Source organism: Desmonostoc muscorum LEGE 12446, from assembly GCF_015207005.2.
In the GTDB taxonomy this organism is placed as follows: Bacteria; Cyanobacteriota; Cyanobacteriia; order Cyanobacteriales; family Nostocaceae; genus Nostoc; species Nostoc muscorum.
The window spans coordinates 1,131,902-1,153,032 of record NZ_JADEXS020000001.1; the positions used below are offsets into that span (position 1 = coordinate 1,131,902).

General features: G+C 38.2%; 19 protein-coding genes and 1 tRNA gene. 9 read left to right on the forward strand and 11 right to left on the reverse strand.

Going from position 1 to position 21,131, the window contains the following annotated elements; translation table 11 throughout:
* The first annotated feature begins 191 nt into the window (after positions 1-191).
* The 5 genes from IQ276_RS04830 to IQ276_RS04850 all read left to right on the forward strand — a co-directional run bounded on the left by IQ276_RS04830 (position 192) and on the right by IQ276_RS04850 (position 8,812).
* Positions 192-557 (forward strand): response regulator transcription factor, encoded by a 366-nt coding sequence (locus tag IQ276_RS04830; protein ID WP_190876205.1) that lies wholly within the window; start codon positions 192-194, stop codon positions 555-557.
* Between the two features lie 121 nt (positions 558-678).
* Positions 679-1,152: a chemotaxis protein CheW gene (locus tag IQ276_RS04835; protein ID WP_190876278.1), complete on the forward strand. Its 474-nt coding sequence runs from the start codon at positions 679-681 to the stop codon at positions 1,150-1,152.
* A gap of 78 nt (positions 1,153-1,230) precedes the next feature.
* Complete coding sequence (locus tag IQ276_RS04840) at positions 1,231-4,539, forward strand: GAF domain-containing protein (protein ID WP_193919002.1); 3,309 nt, start codon at positions 1,231-1,233, stop codon at positions 4,537-4,539.
* A gap of 156 nt (positions 4,540-4,695) precedes the next feature.
* Positions 4,696-5,064 (forward strand): four helix bundle protein, encoded by a 369-nt coding sequence (locus IQ276_RS04845; RefSeq protein ID WP_190876207.1) that lies wholly within the window; start codon positions 4,696-4,698, stop codon positions 5,062-5,064.
* A gap of 157 nt (positions 5,065-5,221) precedes the next feature.
* On the forward strand, positions 5,222-8,812 hold the full coding sequence (locus tag IQ276_RS04850; protein WP_193920164.1) for a hybrid sensor histidine kinase/response regulator: 3,591 nt from the start codon (positions 5,222-5,224) through the stop codon (positions 8,810-8,812).
* Between the two features lie 114 nt (positions 8,813-8,926).
* Here the strand turns inward: IQ276_RS04850 and IQ276_RS04855 are convergent, their stop codons facing one another.
* The 6 genes from IQ276_RS04855 to IQ276_RS04880 all read right to left on the reverse strand — a co-directional run bounded on the left by IQ276_RS04855 (position 8,927) and on the right by IQ276_RS04880 (position 16,411).
* Entirely contained in the window at positions 8,927-9,559 is a 633-nt protein-coding gene (locus IQ276_RS04855) for a Uma2 family endonuclease (protein WP_373690466.1), read from the reverse strand.
* Between the two features lie 321 nt (positions 9,560-9,880).
* A complete protein-coding gene (locus tag IQ276_RS04860; RefSeq protein WP_193920166.1) occupies positions 9,881-10,777 on the reverse strand; it encodes an ABC transporter permease in 897 nt (298 codons plus the stop codon).
* Between the two features lie 208 nt (positions 10,778-10,985).
* Positions 10,986-12,071: an ABC transporter substrate-binding protein gene (locus IQ276_RS04865; RefSeq protein WP_193920168.1), complete on the reverse strand. Its 1,086-nt coding sequence runs from the start codon at positions 12,069-12,071 to the stop codon at positions 10,986-10,988.
* Between the two features lie 276 nt (positions 12,072-12,347).
* Positions 12,348-12,986, reverse strand: coding sequence for a Uma2 family endonuclease (locus tag IQ276_RS04870; RefSeq protein ID WP_193920170.1), 639 nt, complete (start codon positions 12,984-12,986; stop codon positions 12,348-12,350).
* Between the two features lie 205 nt (positions 12,987-13,191).
* On the reverse strand, positions 13,192-15,363 hold the full coding sequence (locus IQ276_RS04875) for a PAS domain S-box protein (protein WP_193923676.1): 2,172 nt from the start codon (positions 15,361-15,363) through the stop codon (positions 13,192-13,194).
* A gap of 217 nt (positions 15,364-15,580) precedes the next feature.
* On the reverse strand, positions 15,581-16,411 hold the full coding sequence (locus IQ276_RS04880; RefSeq protein WP_193923674.1) for a sulfurtransferase: 831 nt from the start codon (positions 16,409-16,411) through the stop codon (positions 15,581-15,583).
* Between the two features lie 90 nt (positions 16,412-16,501).
* Here IQ276_RS04880 and IQ276_RS04885 point away from each other — a divergent pair, with 90 nt between their 5' ends.
* Complete coding sequence (locus tag IQ276_RS04885) at positions 16,502-17,194, forward strand: LuxR C-terminal-related transcriptional regulator (protein ID WP_193923679.1); 693 nt, start codon at positions 16,502-16,504, stop codon at positions 17,192-17,194.
* Positions 17,195-17,275: 81 nt separating this feature from the next.
* On the opposite strand, the gene IQ276_RS04890 is transcribed toward IQ276_RS04885, so the two are convergent.
* On the reverse strand, positions 17,276-17,473 hold the full coding sequence (locus IQ276_RS04890; RefSeq protein ID WP_073643380.1) for a hypothetical protein: 198 nt from the start codon (positions 17,471-17,473) through the stop codon (positions 17,276-17,278).
* Between the two features lie 414 nt (positions 17,474-17,887).
* Between IQ276_RS04890 and IQ276_RS04895 the strand changes: the two genes are divergently transcribed.
* Positions 17,888-18,529 (forward strand): sporulation/spore germination protein, encoded by a 642-nt coding sequence (locus IQ276_RS04895; protein WP_228043248.1) that lies wholly within the window; start codon positions 17,888-17,890, stop codon positions 18,527-18,529.
* Positions 18,530-18,723: 194 nt separating this feature from the next.
* Positions 18,724-18,795, forward strand: a tRNA-Gly gene (locus tag IQ276_RS04900).
* Positions 18,796-18,838: 43 nt separating this feature from the next.
* On the opposite strand, the gene IQ276_RS04905 is transcribed toward IQ276_RS04900, so the two are convergent.
* Positions 18,839-18,994 (reverse strand): hypothetical protein, encoded by a 156-nt coding sequence (locus tag IQ276_RS04905; RefSeq protein WP_235115442.1) that lies wholly within the window; start codon positions 18,992-18,994, stop codon positions 18,839-18,841.
* A 100-nt stretch (positions 18,995-19,094) separates the two neighbouring features.
* Here IQ276_RS04905 and IQ276_RS04910 point away from each other — a divergent pair, with 100 nt between their 5' ends.
* On the forward strand, positions 19,095-19,673 hold the full coding sequence (locus IQ276_RS04910; RefSeq protein ID WP_193919580.1) for a Uma2 family endonuclease: 579 nt from the start codon (positions 19,095-19,097) through the stop codon (positions 19,671-19,673).
* 8 nt (positions 19,674-19,681) lie between these two features.
* Here the strand turns inward: IQ276_RS04910 and IQ276_RS04915 are convergent, their stop codons facing one another.
* The 3 genes from IQ276_RS04915 to IQ276_RS04925 all read right to left on the reverse strand — a co-directional run bounded on the left by IQ276_RS04915 (position 19,682) and on the right by IQ276_RS04925 (position 21,115).
* Complete coding sequence (locus tag IQ276_RS04915; RefSeq protein ID WP_193919578.1) at positions 19,682-20,044, reverse strand: hypothetical protein; 363 nt, start codon at positions 20,042-20,044, stop codon at positions 19,682-19,684.
* A gap of 331 nt (positions 20,045-20,375) precedes the next feature.
* Entirely contained in the window at positions 20,376-20,927 is a 552-nt protein-coding gene (locus IQ276_RS04920; RefSeq protein WP_228043247.1) for a DUF6887 family protein, read from the reverse strand.
* Positions 20,924-21,115, reverse strand: coding sequence for a DUF6888 family protein (locus IQ276_RS04925; RefSeq protein ID WP_190876219.1), 192 nt, complete (start codon positions 21,113-21,115; stop codon positions 20,924-20,926). Before IQ276_RS04925 ends, IQ276_RS04920 begins: the two co-directional genes overlap by 4 nt.
* Between the last annotated feature and the right edge of the window lie 16 nt (positions 21,116-21,131).

The following is a 21,131-nucleotide window of genomic DNA, read 5'->3' on the forward strand; positions in this document are numbered from 1 at the left end:
CCTTCCATGTCTTTGTTTACAAATCCTTTAGGGTTTGTATATCTAATTTGACCGGATCAATTTTTGATTTTAGATTTTGGATTGAGTCAAAAATATAAAATTTCTCAGGTAATCAATCTAAAATCAAAATTTTTTTGGCTTCATAGTTCAGTTGTATTTACATTGTGAGAAAGATTTAATAGGTAGTTGCCATGAATACTGTTTTAGTTGTTGAAGATGGCTTAACTGATATGGAAATAATCAGCCGTTACTTACAACAGGCAGGTTATTCTGTGATTAGTGCCACAAGTAGTGAAGAGGCTCAAGACAAAATCGATAAAACTAAGCCTGATTTAATATTTCTTGATGTAATTTTACCAGGAAAAAGTGGCTTTGAAATTTGCCGGGAGCTGAAAAATAACCCCAATACCAGCAAAATTCCTGTGGTTTTTTGTTCTACAAAAAATAGTGATGTAGATAAAATTTGGGGTAATATGTTGGGTGCTGAAGGCTATTTATCAAAACCAATTGATCGAGAGGAATTACTCGTAGTTCTCAAACGATTAATTAATAATTAACTTTTCCAAATGCCAACATCGAATAAAAGTCACTATTTTTAATTTACCACCGATACAATCTTAAACTGTACATGGGAATAGTGGCTCAAGAACAATTATCAATGACAAAGGATTGCTAACTTTGGAAACCAAGAAAAAATTTTTAAGTTTTAATTTGGGAGTAAAGGATACAGCCGTAATTTCATTAGAACACATCACAGAAGTTTTGCAAGTATCATTGCCAGAAATATGTGGGGTTCCTCAGATGCCGAGTTGCGTCTTGGGTATCTATAACTGGCGTGGTGAGATGCTTTGGTTAGTAGATTTAGACGCAATGTTAGGTTATCCTCCAATTTCCCAAGGCTCAAATTTACTCTCAAAAATGATGGCGGTTGTTCTAGAAAATGAAAGTAAGTATTTGGGGCTATTGGTGCGGCAGCTTCTCGATATTGAATGGCTCGATACTAAGCAAATAAAACCGCCAACTGCTGAATTATTTTATCCTAAAATTTCACCTTTTTTGCAGGGTTACTTTATTAATGACGCAAAGGAGATGATGTTTAATTTGGATGCAATAACGATTATCCAAGCTCCTATGTGGGGAATTCAAAATTGAAATTTTGATGCCAGCACAATAGCAAATCAATTTTAATTTCCAATTATCCAATTATTAGCAACTTTTGAGGTAGGTAAAATGACGTTTTTGTATCAAAATAACCCAGATAGTGAGCATTTAATTCCTGAAGTAAAAAATCAGAATGGTAGTGCTAATGTGGCAAATATTGCTAGCGATGAAATTGCTTTATTAAATGCGATCGCTCAAGAATTTAAAAGTTGGCGGCGACAGTTGCACGACATTGCAATTCATATGCGACAAGCTAACGATTTTAATACTCTACTTAAAATTACTGTAACACAAATTCGAGAAAAAATTGGCTGCGATCGCGCCTTAATTTATCAGTTTAATTCCCTAGAATCAGGTAATGTTTTAGCAGAATCTCGAACACTAGGTTGGACACCAACTCTGGGCGAAAATATTCCTGGGATTATTTTTGGTTTATATACTAATCAAGACTATTTAGAGTCTGTAGCTATTGATGATACCAATCAGATACAACTTACGCCCCATCAAAAGCAGCTGCTAGAAAAATTTCAAATCAAAGCCAGTTTGAGTTTACCAATTTTAGTAGAAGGTAAAGTTTGGGGATTATTAGCAGTCAATAATTGCTCCTGTCCCAGGCAATGGCAAGAGGGAGAAATCAGCTTATTGTATCAAATTACCAGAGAATTAACCTACAGATTGCACAGCTTTGAATTTGAAAAAGAACTGCAACAGCAGACACAAGCAAAAAAATCAGCAGCTAAGGTCATCGATAAGATTCTGCGAATATCAAATGTCGATAAACTTTTCCAAGCAACTACTCAAGAAATCCGCCAATTATTAAAATGCGATCGCGTAGGTGTTTATCGCTTTAAACCCGACTGGAGTGGCGAGTTTGTCTCGGAATCAGTGGGTAATGGTTGGGTAAGAATGGTCGGCCCTGATTTTAAAATGGTTTGGGAAGATACCCACTTGCAAGAAACCCAAGGAGGACGTTACGCCAAAGGTGAAACTTTTGTCGTCAAAGACATTTATCAAACGGGTCATGCTCAATGTCATATTGATATTTTAGAGCAATTCCAAATGATGGCTTACATCATTGCGCCCATATTTTCTGGAGAAAAATTATGGGGATTGTTGGCAGCTTATCAAAATTCTGGCCCTCGTGATTGGCAACCTTGGGAAGAAAGCTTTTTAAGTCAGATTGGTTTGCAATTTGGCGTGGCTATCACACAAGGGGAATATCTCGAACAAGTGCAGAGAAAATCCGAGCAACTTTCTCAGATAGTTGAACAAGAAAAAACTGTAACTAAGACAGTTAACCGCATTCGACAATCCTTAGATATAGAAAGCGTTTTCAAAACAACTACTCAAGAAGTACGGCAATTATTAAAATGCGATCGCGTTGTAGTTTTTCGCTTTAATCCCGACTGGAGTGGTGAATTTGTTGCCGAGTCAGTGGGTAATGCTTGGACAAAATTGGTAGGCCCTGGGATTAAAACTATTTGGGCAGATACCTACATGCAAGAAAATCAAGGGGGACGATATACCAAAGGTGAAAGCTTTGTTGCTCATAACATCTATGAAGTGGGTCATTCTCCTTGTCATGTTGAGATGTTAGAGCAATTTGAAGTTAGAGCTTATGTGATTGTTCCTGTATTTTCTGGAGAAGTATTGTGGGGATTATTAGCAGCTTATCAAAATTCCGATTCTCGTGATTGGCAACCTTGGGAAGTCAACTTTTTAGTTCAGATTGGCTTACAATTTGGTGTAGCAATATCACAAGCAGAATATATGGAACAACTGCGAGTCAAATCTCAACAATTGACTCAGTTTGCCGAACAAGAAAAATCAGTTACAAAGATAGTTAACCGCATTCGACAATCTTTAGAAGTAGAAGAAATATTTAAAATAGCTACTCAAGAAGTACGTCAATTATTACGATGCGATCGCGTCGCTGTTTATCGCTTTAATCCCGACTGGAGTGGCGAATTTGTAGCTGAGTCAGTGGGTCATAATTGGGTCAAACTCGTAGGGCCTGATATCAAAACTGTTTGGGAAGATACCCATTTACAAGAAACTCAAGGAGGTCGATATGCCCAAGGCGAAAACTTTATTGTCAATGACATCTATAAAGTAGGTCATTTTCCCTGCCATATTGAGATGTTAGAACAGTTTGAAGTTAAAGCTTATGTGATTGTTCCTGTATTTGCTGGAGAACAATTGTGGGGCTTGCTAGCAGCTTATCAAAATTCTGGAACTCGTGATTGGGAACAATCGGAAGTTACTTTGTTAGCACGCATTGGCAGCCAGTTCGGGTTAGCATTACAACAAACTGAATATTTGCAACAGCTACAAGCCCAGTCAACAAAATTAGCAGAAGCAGCAGGACGGGAAAAAGCAGCTAAGGAATTACTCCAACAAAGATCGATTCAACTTCTAACAGCGCTTAGACCAGCCCTCAACGGGGATTTAACAGTACGCGCACCGATTACAGAAGATGAATTAGGCACGATCGCAGACGCCTACAATAATACTCTACAAGCACTACGGCAAATAGTTATTCAAGTACAGGCAGCAGCCCAAAAAGTTGCCCAAACTTCCAGCAATAGCGATGCTTCACTGACGGAACTGACCAATTCAGCGCAACATCAATCTGAAGAACTTACCGTAGCTTTAGGCGACATTAAACAGATGGTGGACTCTACTCAAGCTGTGGTGGCGAACGCCCAACTGGTGCAAGTAGCAGTACAACAAGCCAATCAAACTGTAGAGTCTGGGGATACGGCGATGAACTTAACCGTCAAAGCCATCCAAGGAATTCGTGAAACCGTCGCCCAAACTAGCAAAAAGATTAAACGTCTGAGTGAATCCTCGCAAAAAATCTCCAAAGTCGTGAATTTGATTGGTAATTTTGCCACACAGACAAACGTCCTGGCTTTGAATGCAGCCATTGAAGCCACCCGTGCCGGTGAATATGGCAAAGGCTTTGCAGTTGTAGCTGATGAAGTGCGTTCTCTATCTCGCCAATCAGCAGCAGCAACCATCGAAATTGAAAAATTAGTCCAGGAGATTCAAACAGAAACTGGGGAAGTTGCAGTAGCGATGGAAACTGGTATTCAGCAGGTAGTGGAAGGCACAAACCTGGTAAGTGAGACTCGTCAAAACTTAAATGCGATCGTTTCTGCAACTGCCGAAATTAGTCAATTAATCGAGCGAATTACCGCATCAACTCAACAACAAATGACGCAATCTGTAACAGTAACTGCATCAATGCAAGATGTCGCAGAAATTGCCAATAAAACTTTTGCCGAATCTCAAGAAATTGCTAATGTCTTTGAAGAATTATCAGGGATGGCGCAAGAGTTATTAACAACTGCAAGTAAATTCAAAGTCAGCTGATAAAAAGTTAAGAGTTAAGAGTTAGGAGTTAGGAATTAGGAGTTAGGAGTTATGGAAATAAAGCATTCATTTGATACATGTTAATATCATACCGATCTTTTGGAATGTTTTGTCCATGTTTCATTTTTAATTGTGAGTAAAAAAAGAGGAGGGAAATTGGCAGAAAGTATTATTCAGCAGAAAAGTTTTCAATTTGCTTTGAAAATTATTGACCTATATATTCAACTGCAAGATCAGCGAGAATATGTGCTTTCTAAACAGTTACTACGAAGTGCAACAAGTATTGGCGCAAATGTTGAAGAGGCTAGCGGTGGTCAGAGTAGAAAGGATTTTTTAGCAAAAATGTATATTGCATACAAAGAAGCTAGGGAAACCAAATACTGGTTACGTCTACTGCAACAGTCCAAACTAGTAAATATTGATTTAACGAATGAACTAATGTATGCAGACGAAATCATTCGGATTTTGAGTTCAATAGTCAAAACAACTGAAGACTCAATTAATGGAGTAACTCCCAACCCCTAACTCCCAACTCCCAACTCCCAACTCCCAACTCCCAACCCCTAACGCTCAACCCCTAACTCTCAACCCCTAACCCCTAACTCCCAACTCCCAACCCCTAACTCCCAACTCCTAACTCCTAACTCCTAACTCCTAACTTCTAACTTCTAACTTCTAACTTATGATTACCGACACTTCAATTCGTGAACAAGGATACATATATTTTCTGGCAGAAGCCCCAGAATTAGTACAGATTATTGAGCAAGAACTATTTACCTTATCTGAAGGTTATAGCATTGCAAAAATTCATAGTTTAATGCGGGCTACGCACACGCTTAAAGGTGGCGCTGCTAATGTTGGGCTAGAACTAATTAAGATGATAGCCCATTTTTTAGAAGATGTATTTAAGGCTCTATATAACCCAAATTTAGTAATTGATGCTGAATTGCAAACACTTTTAATCCAAGCTTATGAGTGTCTGAGCATAGCATTAAATACCGAGCTAATTGGAAGTACTGTTAATGACGAAGAACTACTGCAACGAGCAAGTTCCGTGTTTGCCCAACTGCAAGAAAAACTGGGTGATGCATTTGGTGCTGAGACTCATATTCCCACTTCTGAGGAATTAGGATTTGATATTGTACAGTCTGTTTTTGAAGTGGGAGTGCAACAACGTCTAAACAGTATTGCTGAAACTATTAATAATCCGCCAAATAATGCCGAATTTATTGAATTGTTACAATCTCAAGCTGAAGTATTTCTCGGCTTGGCAGAATCTCTAAATTTACCTGGATTGGGTGAAATTTCCCAAACAATTCTCTCAGCGCTGCAAGCAAACCCCACCCAAGTGCAGCAAATCGCAGAAATTGCCCTTGCAGATTTACAACAAGCACAAAAATTGGTACTAGCAGGCGATCGCACTTCTGGTGGACAGGCTTCTCCAAGCTTACAACAACTCACAACATTACCCAATAATCAAGTATCTGGAGAATTAGAAAATAATTCGTCTTCTGAGTCGTTTATCCTCAATGAACAAGAATTTTATCAATTTTTAACTACATCAGAAAATAATAAAAATGAATCTGTTAAACCAACAACTGCCAAGTTTTATTTAAAAGTAATTCGCTACATTTTTGGCTGGTTTAATCACCAGATGCAAATACCAGAATCAGAACTCAATTTGAGTTTACTCGTTCCCACATTACCCAGAACAAATCTGCTGAATTATATTGAAAATTGGCTGACAAAATTTCTGGCTTTTGTCCAAGAAGAAGATAGCCAAAGCCTTTGTATTTATCGTAATGGAATCATTTTAATCATTTTGTTTGCAGTTGCCAAATTTCAATATTACATTGAAAAATCTGACAACTACCTCTCCATAATTAAAATCTTGCAAAACAAGATTTATAAATTAGCAAAAAAATATAAAAACTATCCCCCTGTAACTAGCAAAGAAAAAAATTGGCTTGATAGTCCCAAGTTACAAACGCTGCTAGTTCTTAAAGAAATATCTAAATCTTCTGAAACCAGCGATGATCTTCTAGAAGTAATATGGGGAGAAGAATCTGACCAAAACTTGATTAATGAAGTTGTGACTAGCGAGACTGGGAATTCTTTAGAAGAGATGGATGTTCTGGAAACAGTTGTTGAAAGTATTCCTGATTCACCTCAACCAATTAACCAGCAAATAGAAGATAAATCACAGCATTTTCAAAATAAAAATTCTCGTCAACCTTCTTTTATTCGAGTAGATACAGATAAATTACAAAACCTGAATTATTTAGCAGGAGAATTGCTGATTTACCAAAAACGGCGGACTTTGCAAGATGAACAAGTCCAAGAAATAATTGAGCGATTAATGCAGCGACTCGCTAAACAACAAACAATTTTAAATGAATTACGTGATTTACCATTACAAATGCAAAATTTTGCTTCACAACAAACGCCAAGTTTTGCAGTGAAGTTTGACTCTCTGGAAATGGATGTATATACAGAATTTCAGATGACGTTACATGAAGCAATAGAAGAGACACTCCAACTACAAGAAACCACAGAGTCTCTTGACTTGCTTGTGACTCAAGCTGCTCAAATAAGTGGTAATAAAGAGAATTTAACTCTGAATATTATAGATAATTTAGTAGAAGCACGAATGTTGCCTTTGGGCAATATCCTGAATCGCTTTCCCCATATGGTAAATAAGTTGGGGAATGTTTATGCCAAACTTGTAGAATTGAAACTTTGTGGAACAGAAGTACTAGTTGATAAAGCGATCGCCGAAAAACTCTACGATCCTCTGTTACACTTAGTACGTAATGCTTTTGACCACGGTATTGAACCTCCACACATTCGCCGAGAGTTTGGTAAACCAGAACGAGGTTTAATCGAAATCTGTGCCTATCATCAAGGTAGCCAAACTGTTATCGAGATTCGAGACGATGGACAGGGATTGAATTTAGAAAGCATTCGCAGAAAAGCTGTTGAACTTTATCACATTCAAAGTGAAGAAAAAGCCAGAAGCTATGCTGCTAATCTAATGGAATCAGAACTTTTAGATTTGATATTTTCGCCGGGATTTTCCACTGCAAATAAAGTCAGTGAAATCTCTGGGCGCGGTATGGGGTTGGATATTGTGCGTACTCAAATGAACGCACTCAATGGTTCAGTTTCAGTTGAATCTCTACCCAACCAAGGAACAACATTCATACTCAAAATTCCTTTTTCTATGACTACTGAAAAACTAATGCTAGTTCAGGCTAAAGGTGTTATTTATGCCTTGCTTTTGAACAGCATCGAAAAAATATTGATTCCTTCTGATGAGCAGATTAAAGAAATTGAAGGGAAAAAAGTTTTGCATTGGAATGTAGAGCAGAATGAAACTATCGTCAGCCTGCGTCAACTTTCAGAGTTGATTTATTATCATGGTTCATTATTTAATAGTGCTACTCCATACAACACATCAAATACTCACGGTGCAAATATTAATAAAAACCCAGTGCTTTTACTACGGCGAAATCAAGGAATGTTTGCGTTAGAAGTTGACCAAATAATTGGTGAACAAGAACTAGTAATCAGACCTTTAGGAAATGCGATTGCACCGCCAAAATATATTTATGGTTGTAGTAGCTTACCTAGTGGTGACCTCATTTTAGTGATTGATGCTTCATTGCTATTAGAGTCAAGGGAGATTCCACAAAAAACACTTGATATTATCGCACTACCAACAACTTCTTCGTCAAATCAAAAATCTTTGCCGATATCATCAACACAAACTTTATCTTCTACACCGTTACTGACTCCATCGACTTCCACGGATACTGTAGAAACCCAATCTAGCTATGATCTAGAGTCAAATAATCAAATACCAAAAGTTATTTTAGTAGTCGATGATGCCATTAGTCTGCGCCAAACTATTTCTCTGACTCTGCAAAAATCTGGCTATCAAGTAATACAAGCTCAAAATGGTGTAGAAGCTCTAGAAAAGTTACAGTTACATCCAGAAATTCAAGTTGTAATCTCGGATTTAGAGATGCCAAGAATGAATGGTTTTGAGTTGTTGACTAATTTACGTCAACATCCAAATTTGGCAAAAATACCTGTGGTGATTCTTACTTCTCGCAGCGCTGAAAAGCATCGCCAGTTAGCCCAAGAATTGGGTGCAAAGGGCTATTTAACTAAGCCTTATTTAGAGCATGAATTTCTCTCGAAAATTAAGGATTTAGTTAACAGTAGTACAGAAAATTTTAAGCATTTGCTCACGGTGGCACCTCATTAAAATTAATGCTATTTTAATTGGGTGCTATCAATAACTTATCAGTGGGAGTTTAAGTGATACTACATTGGGGAGAGAAGCATTACTTAGTGTATCAAGTCTTGGGACGCGATCGCCTTAATTACCAGGTAGATTATTTGGATCTACACCTAGAGAACGTAAATACTGGGCTAACTTTTCAGCCTTTTGCTGTTCTTGTTCAGCCCTGATTCGCTCCTGTTGTACCTGCTCTGCGTCTGTCAAATAGCGATTTCCTCGCTCATCATACCAACATAAAAACTCCTGTTGTATCCCGCCAATTACGGCTTGATGTCGCCCAATACCTAACCCAATTTCTGGCATGAAATAAGGTTCACCTATTTGTAATTGGTAGTTTTCATCTATTAATTTATACACTTCAAACGGTTGATGTTGGTCACGTCGCCAAAATTCAGGGTTATAAATTACGTAGTACAATACACCGAGTTTTTTGTATATCTCTACCTTTTCATCGTATTCACCTCCTGGGGTGTGGGATACCATTTCTAATGTGAATATTGGAACTATCCCATTTTCTTCCCAAACTGCGTAGCTTTTGCGAGATTTACCACCTTTTTTGCGTTCTACCCCCAGGCTCAAAAAAGCATCTGGGACTACAGGAACTCTAAAATGTACTCCTGTAGTGTGATAGACTCCCATATCTACTCCGAAGTACCAATCCATGCGATTTGCCCAAATGGAATTGAGTAAAAAAAGTAAAATGTTGGGCAAAAAGTTTTAGTCTTCGTTATCCACTGGTGTATCGTCTGAACAGGGGAGTTCATCAGTAGTTGGTAACGCATTTTTGAGATCGGGTGAAAGCATAACCTTTGTCTCGCTGGCGTTCGATGCCCCTATTATAGGTGATTGGTGACTCAATTTTGGATTTTGGATTTTAGATTGATTCAATACATGAATGCTCTTTTTTTGATCGAGAGTTTTTGATTTTTGATTTGTTTTCCGAATGAATTCGGGGTTTGAGAAATTTTAAAACTTTAGATTTTGAATTTTCAATTCCATTTTCCAAAATTTAAAATCTAAAATCCGCTGAATTTAGCGTTTGGGTGTAGTTTCACCAAACTTAATTAAAAGAGCGATCGCAATACTCACCATTAAAATTAACGTCATACTCAAAGCTGAACCAAATCCCCAATTTTGAGTAGCTCCCAGAAATTGGTTGTAAACTAATCGCGCCGCTGTCATACTAGAAGCACCACCAAGTAATTCTGGGTCGATAAAATCCCCTAAGCCTGTGATAAATACAAGCATGGAACCAGCAGTAATTCCGGGAAAAATTTGGGGTATAGTTACTTTAAAAAAAGCTTCCACGGGATTTGCACCTAAATCTGCTGCTGCTTCTAACAAACGCCGATCTAGCTTTTCCAGAGAGGCATATAAAATTAAAACCATATAGGGTAATAAACTGTAACTCATGCCAATCAATACAGCCGGACTTCTATTAAGTAATTCCAAAGTAGGCAAGCCGAAATAGCTTAGCAAACTATTTAATAAACCACTAGGACGAAGAATTGTAATCCAAGCATAAGAACGTAGTAAAGAAGAAGTCCACAAAGGCAAAACAAAGCCTAATAGTAGCAAATTTCGCCAACGCTTCGGTGCAGCCACAGCAATCCAATAGGCCACAGGGAAACCTAAAATTAAACAAATGATTGTTGTGCCAAAAGCGAAAAATAGCGATCGCAAGATTACTTGCAAGTAAAGGGGGTCGAATATCCGTATGTAGTTTTTGAATCCATTAGGATTAACGATATCTCCTGGTCGAATATCTGCAACCAAACTTAACTCGAAAATTATCAAACTTGGTAGCACCAACAAAAGTAATAACCAAATTCCTGACGGTGCAAGTAATACTAAAGGTTGCAGCCAATTTCTTCGCAGACGATGCAATTCTTCTATTTCAGAAATATCATTTTTTTCAATATTAATCATTTCTAACTCCTAACTCTCGGAATTTTAGATTTTGGATTTTGGATTTTGGATTGAGTCAAACATCTCAAATTCAAAATTGAATTAATCATAATTCTGGTAATTTTAGATTTGGAATTTAGTGATAAATATAAAATCTGAATTCAAATCCCAAATGAACTTTGAATTAAGTAAACAATCTAAAATCCAAAATCTAAAATCCAAAATTGAATCAGCTGCTGGTTAATTGAGTCCAGTAGCGATCGTAAACATCTTCAAATTCTCCTACAGGTCTGATGCGTTCACAATTTGCTAAAAGTGACTCTGGGGGAAACAAATTAGAATTGTTTTGTATTATTTTTGGTAATTGCTCGAACCCAGCGCTATTAGGCGTAGAAATATTTAGGCGTTCACTAATTTTGGCTGCTACCTCTGGTTGCAAAATCATATTAATCCAAGCGTAGGCTCCTGGTAGATTGGGGGCTGTTTTAGGAATTACAATAGTGTCTGTCCATAATGAAGAACCACTGCGGGGAATCACATATTTGAGTTTGGGATTTTCTTTAGATATTTTCACCGCATCTGCTGAATAACACATTGCCAAGAGTAAATCTCCTCCGAGAATTTGATTTTGCCAAGCATCTGTATCAAAAGCAGCGATCGCAGGTTTCAGCACCTTCAATTTATCATAAGCTTGCTTGATTTCTAATTCGTTTTTGGAATTATAAGAATAACCTAACATCCGCAATACTGCACCCATCACCTCTCGCACATCATTAAGCAAAGTCATCCGCTTATTAAGCTTGTCTTGGTTTTGCCAAAGATAATCCCAATCTTCTGGTGGTTCTTTGATTTTTTCAGAATTATAAATAAAACCTGTTGTGCCCCAATTAAAAGGGATACTGTAACGGTTATTGGGGTCATAAATAGGATTAGAAAAGCGGGGAAATAAATTTTCTAGACCGATTAGGCGATCGTGATTTATTTCTGTTAATAAACCTTTGTCTACCATTTTCTGTACCATATAATCAGATGGGTAGATAATGCTGTAAGCGCTACCACCTCCAGCTTGCAACTTAGCAAGCATTACATCGTTAGAATCATACACATCCGCCAGCACTCTCATGCCAGTTTGAGTGCTAAAATTTTTTAGTAATTGTTTGTCAGTATATTGTGTCCAAGTATAGATATAAAGTTGGTCACTTCGACCGGAAGTACTAGAATTAGCACGTACTTGGGCTAGCCTCCAACCGCAACCGGTTAAAGACAAGCTAGAAAGTGCTGCTACTCCTTTTAAAAATTGTCGTCTTTTAGTCATTTGTCTTCTAGAAAAAAGTTAGCATTTAAAACCAAGCCAATACGGCTAATATTGACTGGTTGGTAAAGCATTTATAGCGGTTCCCATTTAGATGCGGTACAACATCATATCGCAAGGTGTGGGGGCACAGCACTGCCGTGACCTTACAGGTCTACCTCACGCTTGTGGGGAAAGGCTATATAACCACTTCAGCCAGTCCAAAAAAAACTCTGGAGTACTCAGGTTAAGAACAAGCCAGCCGATATTATAACCGTGCTAAGGGAGTGCATGAGCAAATCATATTTGCTTTTTCACCCAAGCACGAAATACTTTCATAGTTGCATTTCTCCCATCAGTTTTACACCGCTTTAAATATTCAGGAATCACTTGAGTAATAGGTAAATTAGGAAAAATACGACTATTATTAGATTCTATATATTTTCCATTTATCAAAACATTGATTTCTAATTTATTGCCATTCCAGCGCCACAATTCCGGGACTCCTAATAGTTGATAATTATTGAAACGAGTGCGGGAGGTAATATCAATTTCGATTGCTAAATCTGGGGGCGGATCAACTGTTAAATCAATTCTATCCTTACCTCTAACAGCTGCTTCATTTTCGATGTAGAAGCAATCATCCGGTTCTACCCCAGCATCCATTTTTTCTTGGCCAAAAGTTGTAGATCCCAAACTCCAAAATTCAATATCAAGTTCTTCTAGGATAACTTTTAATAAGTCTCCAATAATAACTTTACCTACCTCATGCTCTGGTAATGGAGCCATTATTTCCAGCACTCCTTGACTGTAAGATATCCGAGAATTGCGATTTTCACCCAATTCTGCCAAAATATTTTTGTATCCTGACCAGGATATACCTTTAATCAACAACTGATGACCAACAGGTACAATTAGTTGGTTGAGTTCAAGTAACATTACTTCCTCGCCTCTAGAGTTAAATTAAATATAGCAATCCGGTTTGATTTTGGAACTAATTTACATAGGTGGGCAGTGGGGAGTGGGGAGTGGGGAGTAGGGAGTAGGGAATAGGGAATCAGGGTTTTGTTAGCTTTATTTGCGTTGCTCTACTTATTCTGAATTCTGTTATTGCAGCGGGGCGTAGCCCATTCTGACTCCTATTTTACGACTGATTAATGGGAATTTTAATCACGAATTCTGATCCTTGTCCAGGTATTGAGTTACAGGACAAACTTCCACGATGTTTGTCTACCACAATTTGGTAACTGATGGATAGCCCCAGTCCTGTACCTTTGCCGACATCTTTAGTAGTAAAGAAAGGGTCAAAAAGTTTGGGCAGTATTTCTTGCGGAATCCCTATACCATTATCTGAAATTCGGATTATTACCCATTGACTATTACAAACTTCGGTGCAAATGCGAATTTGTCCTTGTTCTCCTACAAATGAATCTTCCAATGCATCAATAGCATTAGCTAGAAGATTCATAAACACCTGATTTAATTGACCTGGATAGCATTCAATTAGAGGAAGTTTACCATACTCTTTAATTACAGAAATTTCTGGATGATTGGGTTTACCTTTCAAGCGGTTATGCAGAATCATCAAAGTACTATCGATACCTTGATGGATGTCTACATCTTTGAATTCAGCTTCATCAAGGCGGGAAAAGTTCCGTAGCGAGAGAACGATTTCACGAATCCTCTGAGTTCCTACGGTCATAGACTGGAAGAGTTTTACAAGGTCTTCTTTGAGAAAATCAAGGTCAATAGCTGTGATTTCTGCTTGAATTTCTTCTGGAGGATAGGGGAAATGTTGTTGATAAAGTTCTAGCAGATGCAACAAGTCTTGGGTGTATTCACTGGCTGGAATCAGATTACCGTGAATAAAATTGACCGGATTATTAATTTCATGGGCAACACCTGCAACCATATTCCCAAGTGAAGACATTTTCTCACTTTGGATAAGTTGGCTTTGGGTGCGTTGCAGTTCGCGCAGGGTGTTTTCCAAGTTTTGGGCTTGGAGTTGTAATTGCATTTCGGCTTGTTTGCGGTCGGTGATATCAGTTGAAACACCAAGAATTTGGTTTATTTTTCCATCTGCGCCACGGCTAAACACTGTTTCTCTAGTGTATAGCCAGCACCATTCACCATTTGGTTGTCTCACCCGAAATTCAAACTCATAAATCTCACCATCCTTAGCTGTAATAAAATTTTGCAAGTGATTTACTACTTTTTCCCAATCATCTGGATGAGTGATTTTAGGCAGAACTTGTGTTCCCATTTGTTGAATTTGTTCATTAGAGTAGCCAAGAAGTTTGCCAATTTCTTGATTGGCGTAAACATTACGCTGTTCTTGTAAATCGAAGATGTAGAGAATATTAGGAGAAGAGTCTGCAATGCGTTTAATGAAGTGCTGACTGGCTTCGAGTGCTTCTTCAGCTTGTTTGCGCTCTGTAATATTTAACGCTGTTCCCACCAGTCGATAAATTTGACCTTCGCTATTTTTTAAAGGATTAATTGTAGTTAGCCACCAATTTTCTTGACCGTGGAAAGTCAGGCATTCTTCATACTTTATGCCAATACCAGTTTCTATGCAGATTTTGAATCGCTGACGTACTTCTAGACCTTCAACAGTACCGTGTACATATTCTGGAGTTTTACCAATTACCTCTGCGTTGCTAATTCCTGTTATTTTTTCTGTTGCCAAATTCCAGCCAGCATAACGTAATTCACAGTTATCTAGAATGTCAATCACGAATATTGGCTGAGTAACACCTTCATAAATACTGCGTAAGAATTGCTCTTTTTCTTCTAGTTGAGCTACGGCTCGTTGGCGATCGCATATCGCAGTTTCTTCTAGCTGTTTATGGGCGGTAATGACTTCAGAGAAGATGATGATACCACCAATTTCACCAGAATCTTCGTACCAAGGATTTATTTCCCATTTCACCCAATCGATTGTCCCCTCTCCAAAAGGGAAGATATTTTGTTCGGATTTCTCAATGCTTCCCGCCAAGCAACGTTGATGAATTTCCTGCAAATATGGGGAAATATCTGGAAATATTTCACAATGAGAGCGACCGATGATGTCTCGATCGCTCAGTCCGTAATCTTCCCGCCAACGGCGACTCGTCAGTAGGTAGCGCATTTGTCCATCGAAGATGGCGATCGCAGCAGGGACATATTCAATAAATAAACCCATCTGCTGCTGGCTTTTGGGCGAATTTGAAGACTTAGCACCTTGTAAACTGGCAACTACCTGACGCAGTTCTATTAATTCTTGTTGCAGCGATTCATAGGTATTTTTATCTAGAGAAATCAGATTACAAAGCATAGTCTTGTTAGTTGCCAGCTAGGGATATTAAGTTGATTTCATTTTTTATATTTCCCAAGAATCTCTAGCAAACAACGTTAATGACTAAAGAAAAAATTTCCAGATAATTCGTAATTACAAGTTTTGTAATTCGTAATTCTCATACTACAAGTGAGTGTGTTGTATTTTTGATAAATTTAAGTAAGAATTAATTACGAATTACAAATTATGTTAAAACCTATTCAATCGGTATATTTGGAATCCGACTCCATTCATTCCATGACCCATCGTAGTTTCGGACTTTTGAGTAACCAAGTAAATATTTCAAGACGAACCAAGTATGCGCTGAACGGCCACCAACAGCACAATAAGTAATTACTTGTTTATCAGAAGTGATATTTTTGCTAGTGTAAAGTGTCTGCAATTCTTGCACTGATTTAAAAGTTCCATCTTCATTGAGAGCTAACTCGTAATACACAGACACTGCACCAGGAATATGCCCTGCGCGTTCCGTTTTTTGAGGTGGCTGCATGAAAAACCATTCGCCGCTGTATTCTTGAGGTGTGCGAACATCGACTAAGACGCTATCTAATTTCCCAATAGATTCCTGTACATCCTGAAAAAAGGCTCGCAAGTTTGGATCAGGAGTTTGCAGTTGATATTCGGTTGGTGTAATAATTTGTGAGTCTATTGTTACTGGACGACCTTCAGACATCCATTTTTGATAACCACCGTTGAAAACGCGCACGTCACCGTGACCGAAGACTTTAAAAAGCCAAAATAACCATGCACTTGTTGCAGCAAAATCACCATAAGTAACAACAGTGGTATTATTTGTAATCCCAGAATTTTCCAAGAGTTTTTGCCATACAGCTGGGTCAAAATTAATGCGGTAATCAGGTAGTAGAAGGTCAGTAGTAATATTCCAAAAGACAGCGCCGGGAATATGACCAGCGTTATAAGTCTGTGGATTCATATCTGCTTGAATCAAACGGATATTAGGGTGATTTAGGTGTTCAAAGAGCCACTGAGTATCAACAAGTATATTGTTGTGCGTGTATTGGGACATGTTTATTCTGCCAATTGTTATGCAGGTAGAATAATGTCTGTATTCTCACCACGCCTAGTCCTCGAACGAGTACATTTTGCAGCTAAGATTATGGTAAATTCTTTACAATCTTTATTTGATGCGATCGCTCATGCTCGTGATGAACAAGAACTGCGATCGCAAGTCATCAGTAAATTTAGTGAGTATTTTGCTGCTGAACGTTCGGGGATATTTTTCTTCGATCAGCTTTGGCAATTTGAGAAAAACATACCTCGTGTGCTGCGATCGGCATTTTCCTTGAAACATAATCCAGTGTTGCGTTACTTAGTTGAGCGTCACACTGTAGTTCACGAAGAATTATTGTTACCGCCTGGAGAATGGCAGATTATTTGCCCACGTTTTGACCATTATCATGTAATGGTTGGGCCAGTTGTTGGTAATGGTCGTCTACTTGGTGCCATTGGCTTGACTCGTACTCAAAATACTCCTGCCTTTAATGCACAAGAATTAGCTGATTTGAGTGCCTTGTGTCTTCATATTTCAACTTGGCGTGCAACATTACAATTGCAATCAACACTCTTCAATTCTCTTAATACTAACCCTTTAACAAAACGTGAAATTCAAATTGCTGAACTAGTAGCACAAGGACTAACAAATGCTGAAATTGGTAGAAACCTCTGGATTACAGAAAATTCTGTTAAGCAAGCTTTGAAACGGATATTCCGCAAACTTGATGTTTCGTCTCGTGCAGAAATGGTAGCTCGGCTTTCCTCAAATATTAAGCTTAGTTCGATAACACAGTAGAGTTCAGGAGCATGAAAATCTCTTCACCCCCTACTCCCTACTCCCCACTCCCCACTCCCCATTTTCAATCTAATGCTTCGACTATGCTTGCAAGTCCAGCGAAGAAATTTCTTCTGGATTTCCAATCAAATGCCAAAAGAGTGCAATCTCAGTTACATTATCAGCGATAAATCTCAATTCTTCTGAGCTAGCGTCTTTACCCATTTCTGCTAAAAAATGTTTTGCAGCAAGAATTGTGTTTTGCCTTCTTAATGTTTTCTGTTGAGAGCCTCTATTCATTGTTTTGCCTTTAAAACATTAAATTTTGGTTTATTTTACTATAATAATTACCGAAATATACTTAATTGGCATCATTCCTGAGAATAATATCCATCGGTCTAAGCTTCTTGGATTTTACGTAACCTCATTTAGATATTACCAAATTTATCCTTGAGGAAGATGTGCTTTTGGTTTTTATACTGTTATGTAGCAATGGTATTTGATATCGTTCAAATCGCCCGAACAAGATCCCCGACTTCTTCAAGAAGTCGGGGATCTTGTTCGGGCGATTAACGTCGTCCCTTAGGAAATGATTGGGGCTTAACAGATACCAGGTTGACACTTTAGAGACTGGCTCAAAATTCACTAATTTATGCGGAATTGATACCAGCAATATTGAAGTTGATAGCAGTGATGTAACTTTTGAGCAAGATTATGAAGACAACTAAGAGATATCTTTTACCTTTGATTGCTGTAACAATTGTTCTTGGTCTGAGCAGCTGTAATTCTAATCCCGCCAGCAATAATATTGACAACAAAACGCCATCGCCTACGACAACACCAAACAGTACATTATCCCCAGAACCTCTTACAACACCCACGAAAAGCTCATCGTCTCCGAATTCCAGCCAAATTCCTAGCGTTGCTCAGTTGAGAGAAAAATCTCCAAATCAAGCATCTACTGGAGAAAATACGCCTTCCTCATCAACTTCTAAAAATACCATTAGCAAAACTGCAAATGTTACAATTTACACTAGTGATGTCCAGTGTCAAGAACTAATTCCAGAAAATGTTTCAGTACCAGCTGATGAACCAGTAACAAATGCAGTGGGTAAAATTATAGAAAAACGAGATACAAGTGACTTTAGCTTGTCTGGGTATCGTGTTAACGTCAAAAATGGCATTGCTACAGTTGATTTGCGGTTATCTCCTGATTCTAAGCGGCAAATAGCTTCTCTTTCTAGTTGTGAGCAGTTTGCTTTGTTTGGTAGTGTCCGCAAAACTCTAACAAGTAATGCTGCATGGAATATTAAAGAAGTTCGCTTCACTGAGCGAGGTGAAGACATTGTTCTGTAGGTCAGAGAATCCTACACTGACTTTCGTCGGCGCAGTGTAGGGTTTTGAGTGAGTTCCTATGGCGTTGGACATTGACCAGAGGCGGAGCGTCTCCGGCTCTGCTGAGGTTTAAGCGCGATCGCCAGTGAATTGAAAACAGCTATAAATAATGGTATGCTGTACAGTAATATTAAAATTTTGGCTAACAGCTACTCGCGGGTGTAATTCAGTGGTAGAATGTCACCTTCCCAAGGTGAACGTCGTGGGTTCGAGTCCCATCGCCCGCTTTGAAAACTGTACATTAACTAATTATTTGTCACTGTTAACAAATTAAAGGGAAAAGGAACCAAAATTCTTTGCATCTTGAAAAAGTACGCTCTGGATGCTCTGATGAGACAATGACAAGCGATCGCTAATTACAACTCCAATATCCGCCGCTATGCTGACAACGCGCCATCGCCAGAACCCCAGGATGTACAGGCGCATTTGTTGGGGGAATTCCTAAAGTATAAGTAGAGGCTAAGTCAAATCTCTTAACAGCACATGGGTTTGATGCATCTAATATTTTAGTGGAGCGCAATTAATTATGACTGCTTTAACTTTACAATTACCTCCTAATCTGCAATTTACCGATGAGGAATTTGCACAGATTGTAGCTGTGAATAAAGAGTTGCGATTGGAATTAACTGCTGAAGGGGAATTAATTATCATGGCACCCACTGGGGGAGAAACGGGAAACCGTAATTTTGATTTATTAGGTCAAATATGGTTTTGGAGCAGTCAAAATAATTTGGGAAAAGCTTTTGATTCTTCTACTGGGTTTAAACTACCAAACGGTGCAACTCGTTCACCTGATGCTTCTTGGGTAAGGATAGAAAGATGGGATGCTCTCACAGCAGAACAAAAAAATAAATTTATCCCTTTATGTCCCGATTTGGCAGTGGAATTAGTTTCTGAAACTGATGATGTGGAAGATACTAAAGCCAAGATGCAAGAATATTTAGCAAATGGCTTAAAACTTGGTTGGTTAATTAATCCTAAAGATAAACAAGTAATAATTTATCGCCTAAATCAAGCACCGGAAGTTTTACAATCTCCCACAAGTTTATCAGGTGAAGATGTTCTCTCTGGTTTTGTGTTAAATTTACAGCAAATTTTTACATAGATAACTAATTATATTGATTTTATCTCTACATAACTAGCACTTACTTGTTGTTGATGTTCTAGACTTTTGTCTCTATTTTGGAACTCATCTAACAACCGATAAAAAGTATTAAAACCCTCTTGTTCATTCCCACAGTGGAGCATAATAATTTTTGCCCAAGAGTTAGAAGTTGACACATGATATTTTTTCTGCACCCAAGGCTGAAAATTTTCATGGAAATCATCCTCCCATGCTGTGGGTTGAATATCTAACTCTCCTCTAGCAAATTCATATCCAACAAGAAAATGAAATAAATCACTCACTGAAGCCCTACCAATATACATCCCCGGCTTCGTTTGAATTTTTTGCAAAATTTCATACAGTCCGCCCATATCAAACCCCTATTTCAACCTATAAAACTATTTTAGAACTGTAGCAATTGCAAGTGTTTTCAATCATATTCTCTAAAAACTCTCTAGTAACTTAGGCTAATTCCGCAGCTAGAAGCCTACCTTCAATTGGTTCATACTCATCTTCTATTAACCATAACTTGGCTGCATTGACAAACCTTTCAAGACAGACTCCTTTAACCCTAAGCAATCGAGCATTGAACAAATTCCAGAACTGTAATATTACGAACACACCGAAGAACAAGGAAAGTTTAGAAGGAGTGATTTTTTATCCTAACGGATGTAGCGTAAGAAACTTGAGTACAGCGAAGTTTTAAGTAGCCTCTGCTGAGAAAATAAAAACCTCTGCTGCTTGAGTCGGCCAAACAAATAGGTTTTGCTTTGCAATATCCAGGTCAATAGCAACGGCTTCTATTTGTTTTATAGAGTTATCTTGACCTCTATATTTGAGCAACGTAGTAAATTGACAAATTTCTAGACTTGGTTCACTGATGCGTATTTGCACTGGCGGGTTGATTTGAATTGGTTCCCAGATTCCAGTTGCTTGATCAATTTCTATTCCAGTAAGATGATGCTTGGTAACAAATTTATTATCTAAATGATTCCACCATTCAGAAATCATCTGAGCTTCTTTAGTATATTTTGGTGTATTGTTACAGTACCAACGAATAGCATTGGAACTATATTTAATTGCTTCTTTAACTTTGTCTTCCCAATTCTCATCATTCAAGTCTATGCTGATCATTTGCCCTTCAGATTTTGAGCGATCAATATACACATGGAAAGCTGCAACATCTTCTCGGTGAGTGAGAACATAGCGACGTAGTTCATTGAGATTCATCGCTTCATACTTAGCTACTGTCATGGTTCATACCCTCCGGTTGGTTTAATCTCAAAGTCCAGATTTTCGCCAGCAAGTACGTATAAGTTTCCAGTACGTTCATCTACCCTAACAAGTTCGATGTTTGTATATGGCCATCCAGGGTAAATGACATTAGTAAGTCGATAACAAAGCCTGTAGAGTCCCTGGGTTTGTTCGTTTGTGGGCTTCATATCCACTTTACTTGAT

Bases quoted from the DNA above. Each gene is read 5' to 3' on its own strand.
- IQ276_RS04830 (WP_190876205.1), top strand. From the start codon at position 192: ATGAATACTGTTTTAGTTGTTGAAGATGGCTTAACTGATATGGAAATA.
- IQ276_RS04840 (WP_193919002.1), top strand. From the start codon at position 1,231: ATGACGTTTTTGTATCAAAATAACCCAGATAGTGAGCATTTAATTCCT.
- IQ276_RS04850 (WP_193920164.1), top strand. From the start codon at position 5,222: ATGATTACCGACACTTCAATTCGTGAACAAGGATACATATATTTTCTG.
- IQ276_RS04860 (WP_193920166.1), bottom strand. From the start codon at position 10,777: ATGATTAATATTGAAAAAAATGATATTTCTGAAATAGAAGAATTGCAT.
- IQ276_RS04865 (WP_193920168.1), bottom strand. From the start codon at position 12,071: ATGACTAAAAGACGACAATTTTTAAAAGGAGTAGCAGCACTTTCTAGC.
- IQ276_RS04870 (WP_193920170.1), bottom strand. From the start codon at position 12,986: ATGTTACTTGAACTCAACCAACTAATTGTACCTGTTGGTCATCAGTTG.
- IQ276_RS04875 (WP_193923676.1), bottom strand. From the start codon at position 15,363: ATGCTTTGTAATCTGATTTCTCTAGATAAAAATACCTATGAATCGCTG.
- IQ276_RS04880 (WP_193923674.1), bottom strand. From the start codon at position 16,411: ATGTCCCAATACACGCACAACAATATACTTGTTGATACTCAGTGGCTC.
- IQ276_RS04885 (WP_193923679.1), top strand. From the start codon at position 16,502: ATGGTAAATTCTTTACAATCTTTATTTGATGCGATCGCTCATGCTCGT.
- IQ276_RS04890 (WP_073643380.1), bottom strand. From the start codon at position 17,473: ATGAATAGAGGCTCTCAACAGAAAACATTAAGAAGGCAAAACACAATT.
- IQ276_RS04895 (WP_228043248.1), top strand. From the start codon at position 17,888: ATGAAGACAACTAAGAGATATCTTTTACCTTTGATTGCTGTAACAATT.
- IQ276_RS04905 (WP_235115442.1), bottom strand. From the start codon at position 18,994: ATGCGCCTGTACATCCTGGGGTTCTGGCGATGGCGCGTTGTCAGCATA.
- IQ276_RS04910 (WP_193919580.1), top strand. From the start codon at position 19,095: ATGACTGCTTTAACTTTACAATTACCTCCTAATCTGCAATTTACCGAT.
- IQ276_RS04915 (WP_193919578.1), bottom strand. From the start codon at position 20,044: ATGGGCGGACTGTATGAAATTTTGCAAAAAATTCAAACGAAGCCGGGG.
- IQ276_RS04920 (WP_228043247.1), bottom strand. From the start codon at position 20,927: ATGACAGTAGCTAAGTATGAAGCGATGAATCTCAATGAACTACGTCGC.
- IQ276_RS04925 (WP_190876219.1), bottom strand. From the start codon at position 21,115: ATGAAGCCCACAAACGAACAAACCCAGGGACTCTACAGGCTTTGTTAT.